10 protein-coding genes are annotated in these 13,567 nt (G+C 51.7%); 9 read left to right on the top strand and 1 reads right to left on the bottom strand.

Features of this window, described 5'->3' with window-relative positions:
* Nucleotides 1–1,191 carry a DUF748 domain-containing protein gene (locus CLV60_RS17690; RefSeq protein ID WP_106596704.1) on the bottom strand — a complete coding sequence of 397 codons (1,191 nt, stop codon included), beginning with the start codon at nucleotides 1,189–1,191 and terminating at the stop codon, nucleotides 1–3.
* Between the two features lie 181 nt (nucleotides 1,192–1,372).
* Here CLV60_RS17690 and CLV60_RS17685 point away from each other — a divergent pair, with 181 nt between their 5' ends.
* The 9 genes from CLV60_RS17685 to CLV60_RS17635 all read left to right on the top strand — a co-directional run bounded on the left by CLV60_RS17685 (nucleotide 1,373) and on the right by CLV60_RS17635 (nucleotide 13,512).
* A complete protein-coding gene (locus CLV60_RS17685; RefSeq protein ID WP_106596703.1) occupies nucleotides 1,373–1,714 on the top strand; it encodes a YciI family protein in 342 nt (113 codons plus the stop codon).
* Nucleotides 1,715–1,796: 82 nt separating this feature from the next.
* Entirely contained in the window at nucleotides 1,797–2,138 is a 342-nt protein-coding gene (locus CLV60_RS17680) for a YciI family protein (RefSeq protein ID WP_106596702.1), read from the top strand.
* Between the two features lie 60 nt (nucleotides 2,139–2,198).
* The gene (locus CLV60_RS17675) at nucleotides 2,199–3,437 is read left to right on the top strand and encodes an RNA polymerase sigma factor (RefSeq protein WP_106596701.1); all 1,239 of its coding nucleotides are present in this window, start codon (nucleotides 2,199–2,201) and stop codon (nucleotides 3,435–3,437) included.
* Nucleotides 3,438–3,708: 271 nt separating this feature from the next.
* Nucleotides 3,709–4,212, top strand: coding sequence for a DUF6169 family protein (locus CLV60_RS17665; protein WP_146151569.1), 504 nt, complete (start codon nucleotides 3,709–3,711; stop codon nucleotides 4,210–4,212).
* Nucleotides 4,213–4,434: 222 nt separating this feature from the next.
* A complete protein-coding gene (locus tag CLV60_RS17655) occupies nucleotides 4,435–6,912 on the top strand; it encodes a glycoside hydrolase family 95 protein (RefSeq protein WP_106596697.1) in 2,478 nt (825 codons plus the stop codon).
* A 25-nt stretch (nucleotides 6,913–6,937) separates the two neighbouring features.
* Nucleotides 6,938–9,169, top strand: coding sequence for a DUF7133 domain-containing protein (locus tag CLV60_RS17650; protein ID WP_106596696.1), 2,232 nt, complete (start codon nucleotides 6,938–6,940; stop codon nucleotides 9,167–9,169).
* Between the two features lie 29 nt (nucleotides 9,170–9,198).
* Nucleotides 9,199–11,418 (top strand): outer membrane protein assembly factor BamB family protein, encoded by a 2,220-nt coding sequence (locus CLV60_RS17645; protein WP_106596695.1) that lies wholly within the window; start codon nucleotides 9,199–9,201, stop codon nucleotides 11,416–11,418.
* Nucleotides 11,419–11,435: 17 nt separating this feature from the next.
* Nucleotides 11,436–12,800: an enolase C-terminal domain-like protein gene (locus CLV60_RS17640; protein ID WP_106596694.1), complete on the top strand. Its 1,365-nt coding sequence runs from the start codon at nucleotides 11,436–11,438 to the stop codon at nucleotides 12,798–12,800.
* A gap of 211 nt (nucleotides 12,801–13,011) precedes the next feature.
* Nucleotides 13,012–13,512, top strand: coding sequence for an RNA polymerase sigma factor (locus CLV60_RS17635; RefSeq protein WP_170118808.1), 501 nt, complete (start codon nucleotides 13,012–13,014; stop codon nucleotides 13,510–13,512).
* The last annotated feature ends 55 nt before the right edge of the window (nucleotides 13,513–13,567 follow it).

Here is a 13,567-nt window from a genome sequence, read left to right as displayed (position 1 = left end):
TTACTCTTTCTTCTCGCTCTTTTTGTCCTTCTTGTTCTTGTCATCGCCTCCCGAGAAGATCTTTTGAAAAAAGGTCTTCTTCTCTTTTTTATCCTCCTTCACCGACGCAATACTGATCTCATTGTCGATGGAAGGCTGAATGGCGTGGATAAATGCATTTTGCAGGATGTTGGTAATAGCCACCCATATATTTGTTTTGGGATCGTCGAGCCGGCCTTCAAAAGGCACTTTGGTCGCTACCTGGTCCTTGTTTTTGTTCTCGAACAGCTTGCCTGCTCCGCCCGCAACGGCTTCCCATAGTTTTTGGAGCAGATTGTCCTTCCGGTCTTCTTTACCCAAAATATCCAGGTTTTTGACTACCGGCTTTACATATCCCTTGAATTGTTCGTCTTTTGCCGCCACCTCGGTGTATAATCCGAAGCGTCCGTCGTTGACATCGACCTTGGCATATGCCTGGAAAAAGTCGTTCAGCTTCACCAGGTTGGTGTTGTTGAGCTCGGCGCTCATATCGAAGGTGGGGGAGTCGGCGAGCGGATTCAGCCTGGCGTCGAAGCGCATTTTCCCCTCGTACACATCCGCCGTCGCGTGGATGCTCGCGGGCAGAACAGCCGATGAATCGTAACTGTTTCGGAGGTTTTCAGCGAGCAGGTTCACGTTGGTCATGGCAATATCGACATGGGGTCTGGAACTGAAATCCTTGTATTGGATTGCTCCTCCCCGAAGTTCGCAGCGGTTGATGTTCAGGGGCATGAACTTGTCCAGTATCTTGCGAAAGTCGGCGGAGTCCTTCACCACCTCTTTCGGCTCGACTTTGTCTTTGGTAAAGAGCAGGTAAGGCCGCTGAAATACCAGTTCACCGACGATCGAGCCTTTGAACAATGCCTTCCATTCAATCGATAGGTCGATCTCTCTGGAAGCGAAAAAAGGTGTTTGCTTCGCTCTGATATTATCTTCCGAGCCGCGGTCGACTTTGTTAATGTAGATGCTGTCGATCTGGTAAGCCCCACGTATAATGGCCAGGTCAATGTCGTCGATATGCCCGTAATAGCCGTTCATGCCGGCGAGGCTCTTATTGGCAAAATGCAGGATTACATAAGGTAGGATCAGCCGGATTACCACGATGCCGACCACAATCCCGATCAGTATTTTAGCCGTACGTCTTTTGGTTGAATGCGTGCGTGTGATGGTCATTCCAAAGTCTGTTTTGCGATGGTATGCGCTTGATTTTACGCCGTTTATTGAAACAATCGTACCAGGGTGAATGACCGATTCTGCTATTCGGTGATTTTTTTCAAGAAAAAGAATTAAACTTTTGTCCAGTTCCGCACGGGTTGCTCGTCAACAGATTTTAAAATTTAAACCTTTTATGCTAATGAAAGACTTCATGTTTGTTTTCAGAAATGATCCCGCAGTAATGGCTGGCATGTCGCCCGGAGAACTACAAACCAGCATGCAGAAATGGATGGACTGGATTGGTGGTATCGCAGCCCACGGCAAGCTCGTGGATAGGGGAAACCAACTGGCGAATGAGGGCAATGTGGTGAGGCCGGCCAAGGTTGTCACAGACGGGCCTTACATCGAAACGAAGGAATCTATCGGGGGCTTCATTATGGTGCGTGCCGAGTCGTTGGACGAAGCAACCGAAATGGCCAAAGGCTGTCCGATTCTGTTTGCCGGTGGCAATGTGGAAGTAAGACCTATCATCAGAATGTAGTTTTTCAAAAAAAGCTAAGCTTTTGTCCAGTCCGGTGCGGGCTGTTCGTCAACAGATTTTAAAACTTAAACCTTATATCAAAATGAAAGACTTCATGTTTGTTTTCAGAAATGATCCATCTACTTTGGCCGACCGTTCACCCGAGGACATGCAGGCCAGCATGCAAAAATGGATGGACTGGATCGGGGGAATCGCCGCACAAGGCAAGCTGATCGACCGGGGCAACCGGTTGAACGCGGCGGGCAAGGTGGTAAAGCCCTCGCAGGCAATCGTCGACGGTCCGTATATCGAAACGAAGGAGTCGGTAGGCGGCTACACGATGGTGCGGGCGGAGTCGCTGGATGAAGCGGCCGAAATGGCTAAGGGCTGTCCGATCCTGCTCTTCGGCGGTAATGTCGAAGTGAGAGAAATAGACCGTATGTAGCCGGGAACCCGAATGTTCATAAGCCTTTGTAACCAGCAAAGGCTTTTTTAATTTAAGGCGATGGAAAACCAGGAATTGATACCACACTTGTTCAGGACAGAATACCGCAAGATCACGGCGGTGTTGAGTAAGACCTTCGGCTTGGGACACATCGAAATTGCCCAGGACATTGCCAGCGATACCTTTTTGCTTGCTTCCGAAATGTGGGGGATCAAAGGGGCTCCCGATAATCCCGTGGCGTGGCTTTACACTGTTGCACGCAATAAAACGCTCGATTACCTTCGGCGCGACAAGCTGTTTAAAGAAAAAGTCAGCGGTCAGGTGGCCAAAAATAGCCGGGAAAGTGACGAGATCGACATCGATTTGTCCGCCAGGAACATTACCGACAGCCAGTTGCAGATGATGTTCGCCATTTGCCATCCGTCACTTCCCGTTGAATCGCAGATCGGCCTTGCGTTGAATGTGCTTTGCGGGTTAGGGATCAACGAAATCGCCAGCGCATTCCTGACGAACAAAGAAACCATCAATAAGCGACTTTATCGCGCCCGGGAAAAACTGCGTACCGAGCAAGTGAAAATGGAGTTTCCCGAAGAGGCCGAAATCGGGTTGCGTCTGGACGCGGTTTTGAAGACTTTGTATTTGCTTTTCAATGAAGGCTTCTACGCAGCCGGAAAGGATGTCACGCTGAGAAAGGACGTCTGCATTGAGGCCATGTGGCTCACAAAAATGCTGACGGAAAACCCAGGTACCGACAGACCGCCCGTCAACGCGCTGCTTGCGCTGATGTGCTTTCACGCTTCCCGCTTCGAAGCGCGCACCAATCCGGAAGGCGAAACCGTGCTTTATCAGGACCAGGACGACAGCCTCTGGGACAAGGAGTTGATCTGCCGTGGCGAATACTACCTCAACCGTGCCTCTAGCGGGCAGCAGCTTTCCCGCTACCACCTCGAGGCGGCGATCGGCTATTGGCACACCATCAAGGCTGATACACCTGAAAAGTGGGAGCGCATCCTTCAATATTACAACGAACTGCTGATCCTCGAATATTCGCCCATCGCGGCTCTGAACCGAACCTATGCCCTTGCCAAGGCCCGTTCCAAAGCCGATGCCATCCGCGAAGCCGAAAAACTGAATCTTGCCGACAACCATTTATACCACTCGCTACTTGGAGAGCTGTATTTAGGGATTAATGACGGCAGAGCTTTGGAATATTTTAATGCAGCGCTAGGATTGGCGAAATCGCGCGCGGATCGGCAGCTGCTGACAGAGAAGATTAGGAAGGTAAGTGAGGTGGGATAATGCCTCGTTTTACCGCTTGATTTTTATTCGTAACAGTTGGGTGGTTTAGATGAGCTGTTGGGAAAGCTGGTATTTTAGATCTATCCAAAATTTCGGTATATTTGGATATAGGGATTGGTTATCATGAAAGATTCACAAGCAGCAACTACGGACGTTCCTCAAAAGGCAGATGCGGCGAAAGTTCAATTTCGACGCATTATTGGTCAGGCTCTAAGCACGAAAGAGTCGATCAATGCCTATTTCAAGGGCGAGATTACAATTCAGGAGTTGAATGCACGAGGAATCAAATTTGTTAAGACCATATAGCTATTTTCACAATCCTGCTTCGGGGACTTACCACTTTGACACTGATCATAATGTAGATTTTACCGTCTATTTTGTGCTCGACTCCTCGTGGTTCCCGCTGTTCCCGGAGCTTTCAGATGACATCTACACATTTGGATTTTGGTCAAGTTGTGCTGGCCGGCGCGACAGGCGCGTGATGCATACTTTGGCAAAAATCATCAAAGAGCATTTCCAATTGAACCGCGATAGCATTCTCACATTTGTATGCGACGATGATGACAAAAAGCAAATGAGTCGTCGCCGTAAGTTTAATGGTTGGTATCTGCTACAACGAGGTACTGGTGTAATCAAGCTGGATAAGGATGTGGTGTTCGACGGAAAAACCAAACATACATCTATTTTAATGCACGAAGATAACCTTTTTTTTTCGGTGGTGAGCGAAGCATATTTGAATGCAGATCCCGATGTTACCAGCAAAATATTGGATTAGGTCAACCTTTTTCACAATTCCGCGCTCCATTAAGCTTTTATTAATATCCCTGTTAATCCTGCCCACTTAATTTGCCCATCGTTTTCCCTGCTGGCCAGCAGCGACATTCTCCGAACTGAGTTTGATAGACAACCATCGCCGATTAACCAAACTTTAACAATCCAAAGCATTAAAAATCCCCGTTTGTGTCCTCTTAACGCAAAGGACCACAAGACATTTTTCATGAAACACCTATTCCTAAGCCTGACTCTTTTTGCTTTTGCCAATCCAACTTTTGCTCAAACGCGGGGAGCGTTGAAACTCTGGTATAAAAAACCGGCCGGAAATACCTGGACCGACGCATTGCCCGTTGGAAACGGCCGGTTGGGTGCCATGGTGTATGGTAACCCCGAAAGAGAGATCCTAAAACTCAACGAATCGACGGTGTGGGCGGGCGGCCCCAACCGCAACGACAATCCCAATGCCCTGGCCGCATTGCCCGAAGTACGCAAACTGATTTTCGAAGGAAAAAATGACGACGCCGCTAAACTGGCTGCCGAAAAAATAGAGTCGAAAACGACGAACGGGATGATGTACCAGCCCGTAGGCAACCTAAATCTCGACTTTCCCGGTCATGAGAAGTTTACGGATTACTATCGTGAACTGGACATCGAGAAAGCCGTAACCATCACTTCCTACACGGTCGACGGCGTGAAATATACCCGACAGGTCATTGCATCGGTGCCGGATCAGGTCATTGCGATCCGCCTCACGGCCGATCAGCCCGGTAAACTGACATTCACTTCGTTTCTGAACAGTCCGCAGAAAGGAGAAAGGAAAATGGAGAAGGGCGGAAGGATGATTTTTGCAGGAATCAGCGGAGATAAGGAAGGTATCAAGGGCCAGGTGGCGTTTCGCGCGCATGTGCTCGTAGCACCTGAGGGCGGGCAAATGAGCGCAGGAGACACCTCGCTGACGGTTAGCAAGGCAAATGCGGCTACGATTTACATTTCTATTGCCACCAATTTTGTGAATTACAAAACCCTGACGGCCAACCCGCAAGCCAAAGCGGACCAGTACCTCAGCGAAGCGGCCGCCAAGCCGTTCAACACAATCCTGAAAAGCCACATTGCGGCCTATCAGCATTATTTCAACCGGGTAAAGCTCGATTTGGGGACTTCGGAGGCTGCTCAATGGCCTACGGATGAGCGTATTGTGAAATTCGCTTCGGGTTATGATCCGCAATTGGTCGCGCTATACTTCCAGTTCGGGCGGTATTTGCTGATCTCTTCTTCGCAGCCGGGCGGTAACGGAATGCCGGTCGGACAGCCCGCCAATTTGCAAGGCATCTGGAACCATCAAATGAACCCGCCGTGGGGCAGCAAGTATACCATCAATATCAACACCGAAATGAACTACTGGCCCGCGGAGGTCACCAACCTGACCGAACTGCACGAACCGCTGGTACAAATGGTGAAGGAACTCTCGGTAACGGGGCAGGAAACGGCCAGGGTTATGTACGGGGCGAAGGGCTGGCTGGCACACCACAACACCGATTTGTGGCGCATTACCGGCCCGGTGGACCCGATTTTTTACGCGATGTGGCCGATGGGCGGAGCCTGGCTGAGCACGCATTTGTGGGAAAAATACTGCTATTCGGGCGATAAGGAATACCTCCGATCGGTGTACCCGGCTTTGAAGGGCTCGGCGCAGTTTTTTGTCGATTTCCTGGTGCCGGAGCCAACACACCAATGGCTGGTAGTAGTGCCGGGCATGTCGCCGGAAAATGCACCTTCGATCCGTCCGAAAACGACGATCGGGGCGGGCAACACGATGGATAATCAGATCGTGTACGACATTTTTACCGCCACGATCCGTGCAGCGGAGGCGCTTGGAACGGATGCCGATTTTGTCAAAACATTAAAAAACAAGCGCGCGCAACTGCCTCCGATGCAGGTAGGGAAATTCGGACAGTTGCAGGAATGGCTCGAAGACCTCGACAGTCCGGAGGACAAGCACCGCCACATTTCGCATTTGTACGGACTGTACCCGTCGCATCAGCTTTCGGCCTATCGCACGCCGGAGTTGTTCAGTGCTGCAAGAACTTCGCTGGAACACCGCGGGGACGTTTCTACCGGTTGGTCGATGGGGTGGAAAGTGAACTGGTGGGCCCGGCTGCTCGACGGAAACCGCGCTTACAAGCTTATCACCGACCAGCTTTCGCCGGTGAATGCACCCGGCAAAAAGGGTGGAGGCGGCACTTATACCAACCTTTTCGATGCGCATCCTCCGTTTCAGATCGACGGTAACTTCGGATGTACGGCCGGCATAGCCGAGATGCTCATGCAAAGTCACGACGGCGCCATTCACCTGCTTCCGGCCATTCCCGACAGTTGGAAAAACGGGTCGATCAGCGGCTTGCGGGCACGCGGCGGTTTTGAAATCGTGACATTGGAATGGAAAGAAGGAGAGGTTTCGAAGCTGGTGATCAAGTCCAATCTGGGTGGAAATTGCCGGCTACGACTTCCGAATGTATTGAAAGGCCATTCCTTGTCGCTTGCCGCCGATGGCAGCGCAAACAGCAATCCTTTTTATCAATTGCTTGATATTCCAAAGCCGATAGTTTCGCCCGCTGCGAAAATGACCGCTTCGACGCTGCCCGAAACGGCTTTGTATGATTTCAAAACAGAGAAAGGAAAGACCTACACATTTACCCGCTGACCTAACCCTTATTAAACCTATCACCATGAACAAGAAAATCTGGATCGCCGGAGTGCTGGCGGCCACACTGGTTACCTGCCAGGTATCGCGGCAAAACGGTTTCAAAAGCGATATGCTTCGTACCACGGATGCATCGGTCGGCGCTATTCCCGCATTTACGGATAATCCTTCGCCTACGCACCTGACGCCCGAGCAGAGTATTAAAACATTCAAATTACCCAAAGGCTACCACCTCGAACTGGTGGCCAGTGAGCCCATGATCCACGAACCCGTGGCTATCGCCTGGGACGGCAATGCGCGCATGTACGTGGCCGAGCTCAACACGTATATGCAGGATGTGGAGGGCACCGACGAGCATGCGCCTACCAGCCGGGTAATGCTGCTGGAAGACACCGATAATGACGGTAAAATGGATAAAAGCTCGGTCTTTATCGACAAAATGCTTTTGCCCAGAATGCTGCTTTGTGTGGGGAATGAATTGCTTGTGAATGAGACGGATACTTATAATGTTTACAGTTATAAGGATACCAACAAGGACGGTGTAGCCGACGAAAAACGGCCTGTGTACACGCCCGATAAAAAAGCACCCGGAAACCTCGAACACCAGCGCAGCGGTCTCGACTGGAATGTCGATAACTGGATTTACATGGCCGTGGACGCGGTGCGTTTCCGCTATGCCAACGGTGTTTTGAAACCCGACTCCATTCCCAGCGGTTCGAACGGGCAATGGGGGCTTACGCACGACAACTATGGTCGCTTGTACTTCTCGTCGGCTGGCGGTGAAACGCCCGCGTTGGGTTTCCAGATCAACCCGGTTTACGGGCGGATGGAGTTTGCAGACCAATACAAAGAGGAATTCAATGAGGTATGGCCGATTATTAAAACGCCTGACGTGGAAGGCGGTCTGAAACGTCTGCGCTCCGATACGACGCTCAATCATTTCACGGCCAGTTGCGGGCAGGTGATATTCCGCGGAGATAAGCTCCCTGCCGATCTGCAAGGCGACCTGCTGATCAGCGAGCCCGTAGGAAGGCTGATCCGCCGGGCGAAGGTGATCAACAAGAATGGCAAAATCACGTTGGAAAATGCATATGATAAGGAAGAATTCATTGCTTCCACAGACATGAACTTCCGCGCGGTGAATATGTACACCGGTCCGGACGGCTGCCTGTACATTGTCGATATGAACCGTGGAATTATTCAGGAAGGTAACTGGACCGGGCCAAAAAGCTACCTGCGCCCGCAAATCAAGCGGTTGGGGTTGGATAAAAACATCCAGCACGGTCGCATTTACCGCCTCGTTCACGACGGCATGGCGCCAGGGCCGAAGCCTAAAATGCTGGATGAGACTTCGAAAAAGCTGGTAGGGTACCTGGGCCATCCCAATGGCTGGTGGCGTGATAATGCGCAAAAAGAACTGGTCGTGCGCAACGATCAATCGGTGGTACCGCTGCTGAAAGCGATAGCGGCAGGTGAAAGCAATGAGGTGACCAAGTCGCCATCGGCGCTCGCACGCCTGCATGCATTGTGGACGCTGGAAGGACTGAATGCATTGGATCAAAACAGCATTGTCCGCGCATTGAAGGACAACGATTTCGAAATCCGGAAAGCGGCCGTGCGAATGACAGAGCCCTATCTGAAAAAGAACGACGCGATGATAGAAACACTGGCAGCATTGAAGTCAGACCCAGTCGCCGATGTACGTATGCAGCTTATTTTCTCACTGGCGTACAGCGAATCGCCGAAAGCGAAAGCATTGGCAGGTGAAATTGTCAGGAATGCCAATGGGGCGGAAGTGCTCGCCCGTGCACAGCGCAGCGTGGAAAAGAATGAGGATGCCAAGAAGTTCGGGATGAAACTGGGACGGCTCGATGCACCGGACAGGACGTTGGTCATGAACGGCTCTGTGATCTATAAATCGCTGTGCGCTACTTGTCACGGTGCCGACGGAAAAGGGCTGACCAGCAAAACCGCACCTCCGCTTGCCGGATCACGCCGGTTGAACCGGAACAACACGCAGGCCTCCGTGAGGATCCTGCTCCACGGCCTCTCCGGACCGATCGAGGGTAATAGTTACCCGACTGAAATGCCTTCAATGAAGGATAACGACGACGAATGGATCGCTTCCGTGCTCAGTTATGTGCGTTATGAGTTTACGAACTCGCCGCCCGTGCGCCCGGCCGATGTGAAAACGATCCGGGAACAAACTGTATCACGTGACAAAGCATATACCCTGGACGAGCTGTCGATCCAATAACTGAAACTTTAACCGAAACTTTGAAATTAATGGGAAGCGAGCAGTTTTTGCAGTTGGCGCTTTGGAAAAAGGGCATTGGCTTGTCAGTGGGTTCATTGTGCGTGGCAGTTATGCTGGGCAGCAGTTTTTCGGGCCAGGTACCGGCCGGACAGGTGGGTCCAGGAGCGGATTGGCCCAATTACGGTGGCAACAAGGCCGGAAACCGTTATTCGCCGCTGGATCAGGTTAATATTGATAATGTGAAGAGCTTGCAGGTAGCGTGGATGTACGACGCTTCCGAAAAGCCCGATCCTGCGAACCCCGGCCGCCAGCGGAACAGGGCCATTCAGTGCCAGCCGATTGTGGTCAATGGCGTGCTTTACGGTACCACCCCGGAGTTGAAGCTTTTCGCCTTGAAAGCGGGCACCGGAGAACAGATATGGAAATTTGAGCCATTTAAAGACGACCGGCTCAATTCCAACAGGGGTGTGGTGTACTGGGAGAATGGCGATGATAAACGTATACTGTACACGGTCGGGTCGAGCTTGTACACAGTGAATGCCGTTACCGGAGAGATTGTCAGGGGTTTTGGAAAAGATGGTCGGGTGGATATTCACGCCGGTTTGCAAACGGGCCTCGATCATGATGTGAGCAAGCTCTCCGTGAATGCAACGAGCCCCGGGATTGTTTTCAAAAACACATTCATATTAGGCTCCGCCGTTTCCGAATCGGGTGACGCTGCACCGGGGCATATCCGCGCATTCGATGTCGTGACCGGTGATTTAAAATGGGTTTTCCATACCATACCGCAACCGGGCGAGTACGGTTACGACACCTGGCCGAAGGATGCCTATAAGAAAATCGGCGCTACCAACAATTGGAGCGGGATGAGTCTCGATGAAAAGCGTGGTGTGGTGTATTTTGGCACAGGATCACCAGCCTCCGACTTCTATGGCGGTGCCCGCAAGGGTAGCAACCTTTTCGCGAACTGCATTATGGCGCTCGATGCCGAGACGGGCAAGCGGAAATGGCATTACCAGACGGTCCACCATGATCTCTGGGATCGCGACCATCCAAGCCCGCCCAATCTGACAACCATAACACACAATGGCAAGCGGGTGGATGTGGTAGTTCAAAGCACGAAAGACGGCCTGGTTTACGTCCTGGATCGTGATAAGGGAACTTCTATTTTTCCGGTGGAAGAGCGAAAAGTTCCCGTCAATGGTCTTCCGGGTGAGCATCCTTACCCAACCCAGAAGTTTCCGCTGAAACCAGCCCCGCTTTCACGGCAGGTGTTTACAGAAGCGGATATTACCGATATTTCTCCCGAGGCGCATGCCTATGTGAAGGAGCGCTATCTCAAAATCAAAACAGACCACAAATTCGCTCCGCCCAGCACTACCGGCACATTGTTGTTCGGTTACAGCGGAGGGGCCGAGTGGGGTGGTAATGCGGTCGACCCCGACGGAGTTTTCTATCAGAATGTGAATGAAGAGCCCTGGGAGTTGATTATGATCGACGCAGCGCAGAAGAAATCCGAAGCGCCGCGAACGCTGGGCAACTCGTTGTACCTGGCCAATTGCGCGGCCTGTCACGGCCAGGATCGCAAGGGCAGCGGCCCGGAGTTACCTGCATTGGTGGATATTGGCAAAAAGCTAAGTCCCGTGCAGATCAAAAGCATTCTCAAAACGGGCAGCGGCCGGATGCCTTCTTTCGGTCATTTGTCTGATAAAGAGCAAAATGCATTGATCGATTTCCTGCTGAACCGCGAGAGGGAAGGGGCGGCGCCCGTAAAATCGGCTGGCGCAGCCGCTAAGCCTGCCAGCAAGGACGGCTTCCCGTACATGCCCGCCTACGTAAGTAAAACCTGGCAGCGCTTCACGGATCAGAACGGTTATCCGGGTGTAAAGCCACCCTGGGGGACATTGAACGCCATTGATTTGAATACCGGCGAATACCTCTGGCGCGTGCCATTAGGCGAATATCCGGAACTTACGAAGAAGGGCATTCCCATTACCGGTACCGACAGTTACGGCGGCCCGCTTGTGACGGCTGGCGGCCTGGTATTCATCGCGGGTACCAAAGACGAAAAAATCCGCGCATTCGATAAGAAAACAGGTAAAACTGTTTGGGAATACCAATTACCTGCCGGTGGTTTCGCTACGCCGATCAGCTACCAGATCGATGGTAAACAGTACATCGTGATCGCCGCCGGTGGCGGCCGCGGGCAGAAAATCGGCGGGAATTACATCGCCTTTGCATTGAAATAACACTAAACCTGTACATAATGAGCAAGAAAGAAAACCCCACCGAAAACAGCCGCCGGAATGCAATGAAATTGCTCGCGGCAGGCTCTACGGCTGGACTGCTGTCGCTGTTCGACAGCCCCAAAGCCCGCGCCGAGCGCCATGTCACTCCGCAATACGCCAAAGGAATGGCACCGGTGACGATTACCAATGTAAAAGCGATTACCACCGCTCCCGGCGGCTCCAACCTCGTGATCGTGAAGGTCGAAACCTCCGAGCCGGGTTTGTACGGGCTGGGTTGTGCCACATTCACACAGCGTGCGATGGTGGTGATACCCGCAGTGAATATTTACCTGAACGAGTTTTGCGTTGGCAAAGACGTAGACAATATCGAGGATATGTGGCAGTCGGCATACGTGAGCTCGTACTGGCGCAATGGGCCGGTGCTGAACAACGCATTGTCGGGCCTCGACCAGGCACTTTGGGATATCAAGGGTAAACGTGCCAAAATGCCTGTTCATCAATTACTTGGCGGGAAAGCGCGCATAGCGGTGGATACCTACACGCACGCGAGCGGGCCTACGCCTGAGGCCATTGCGGATAAAGTGCAGCAATATATGTCGGAAGGTTTCCGTCACATCCGCATCCAGCAGGGCGGTTACGGCGGGGTGGGGGCTATGGAGGAAATCAAGCCCGATTTCAAAGCGGCAGGTTTTGGCCGGTCTACCGATGATTTCAGCGATCAGCGCACGTACCTGAAACGTGTGCCTAAAATGTTTGAAATGGTACGTAAGAGATGCGGCGAGGACATCGAGTTGCTGCACGACATGCATGAGTTGGTGGAGCCGATGGACGCGATCAATATGATCAAGGGTTTGGAAGAGTACCGCCCGTATTTCATCGAAGACCCATTCTCGCCCGAGAATATGGGCTGGTTCAAACAGCTGCGTCAGAGCACGACGGTGCCGATCGCGATGGGTGAGCTTTTCAACAATATCAACGAGTTCCGCGACCCGATGGCGCACCAGCTCTTCGATTATATCCGGTGTCACATTTCGCAGATCGGCGGAATCACGCCTGCTATGAAAGTCGCGCGGCTAGGCGAATGGTTTAATGTGAAAACGGCATGGCACGGGCCGGGCGACACTTCACCGGTAGGGCACGCGGCAAACAACAACATCGATATCGCTGTGTGGAACTTCGGTATCCAGGAATCGCAGCGTTTCAGCGAAAAAGTGCAGGAGGTCTTCCCCGGCTGCCCGACGATCAAGAACGGTTATTACTACGTGAATGAGACGCCGGGCCTCGGGATCGATATTAACGAGAAAGAAGCGGCCAAATATCCGATCGGAACCAAGTCCCGGTGGACGGTCCGGAAGAGCGATGGTACGCTTTTAAAGCCCTGATAACCAGTATTTAAATGCTAATGGCCAATTTATTATAGGAATTGTTTAAAAAAGCGGCCCGAAATGAGGCTTGTTAATGCTTTGTTAAGCTTTTTTTAAGGGTGGGATTTTAGGTTTGCCGGACTTATCGACCAATTTTCCGGCACCATTTCCTATGAATGATTCAGACTTGTGGAGAAGTTTCCGAAACGGGGATGAAACGGCTTTTTCAATGCTTTACAAATCCCATATCGACATGCTTTACCGGTATGGACATAAACTGACCGTCGACACACAGCTGGTCGAAGACTCGATCCAGGACATGTTCATCGAGCTCTGGAACAGCCGTGAACGACTGTCTGATACCGATAGCATCAAGTATTATCTTTTCCGGGTGTTGCGCCGCAAGATCACGCAGCACCCGCTAAACCGAAACGTAGCCGGTGCCGGGGTGGAGCTTTCCGCCTTCGAGCACCGGTTTTTTTCCCTCTCCACCGAAAGCGAGCTCATCGATACCGAAAACGAACTGGGTCGCTCGCGGTTGCTCGGACGTGCCTTGACGCTCCTGCCCCCGCGCCAGCAAGAGGTCGTAAACCTTCGTTACTACCACGAGTTCAACCACCAGCAGATCGCCGAAATCATGAATATCTCGCTGCAATCGGTGCATAACACGTTGCAAAAATCGATGAAAGGATTGCGGGAGCTGCTTTTTCAAAAAAACTTTCATTTCTGAGGGTAATCTACCCGCCTTCTCCCCATTTGTCTTTGGAGGATGAGAAAACCAGATT

Origin of the sequence: Dyadobacter jiangsuensis (genome assembly GCF_003014695.1) — a bacterium.
GTDB classification, from domain to species: Bacteria; Bacteroidota; Bacteroidia; order Cytophagales; family Spirosomataceae; genus Dyadobacter; species Dyadobacter jiangsuensis.
The sequence above is the reverse complement of the archived record's forward strand: the minus strand, read 5'-3'. Positions and strand labels throughout refer to the sequence as shown.

Bases quoted from the DNA above. Each gene is read 5' to 3' on its own strand.
- CLV60_RS17665 (WP_146151569.1), top strand. From the start codon at position 3,709: ATGCACGAGGAATCAAATTTGTTAAGACCATATAGCTATTTTCACAAT.
- CLV60_RS17685 (WP_106596703.1), top strand. From the start codon at position 1,373: ATGAAAGACTTCATGTTTGTTTTCAGAAATGATCCCGCAGTAATGGCT.
- CLV60_RS17635 (WP_170118808.1), top strand. From the start codon at position 13,012: ATGCTTTACAAATCCCATATCGACATGCTTTACCGGTATGGACATAAA.
- CLV60_RS17650 (WP_106596696.1), top strand. From the start codon at position 6,938: ATGAACAAGAAAATCTGGATCGCCGGAGTGCTGGCGGCCACACTGGTT.
- CLV60_RS17675 (WP_106596701.1), top strand. From the start codon at position 2,199: ATGGAAAACCAGGAATTGATACCACACTTGTTCAGGACAGAATACCGC.
- CLV60_RS17690 (WP_106596704.1), bottom strand. From the start codon at position 1,191: ATGACCATCACACGCACGCATTCAACCAAAAGACGTACGGCTAAAATA.
- CLV60_RS17680 (WP_106596702.1), top strand. From the start codon at position 1,797: ATGAAAGACTTCATGTTTGTTTTCAGAAATGATCCATCTACTTTGGCC.
- CLV60_RS17640 (WP_106596694.1), top strand. From the start codon at position 11,436: ATGAGCAAGAAAGAAAACCCCACCGAAAACAGCCGCCGGAATGCAATG.
- CLV60_RS17645 (WP_106596695.1), top strand. From the start codon at position 9,199: ATGGGAAGCGAGCAGTTTTTGCAGTTGGCGCTTTGGAAAAAGGGCATT.
- CLV60_RS17655 (WP_106596697.1), top strand. From the start codon at position 4,435: ATGAAACACCTATTCCTAAGCCTGACTCTTTTTGCTTTTGCCAATCCA.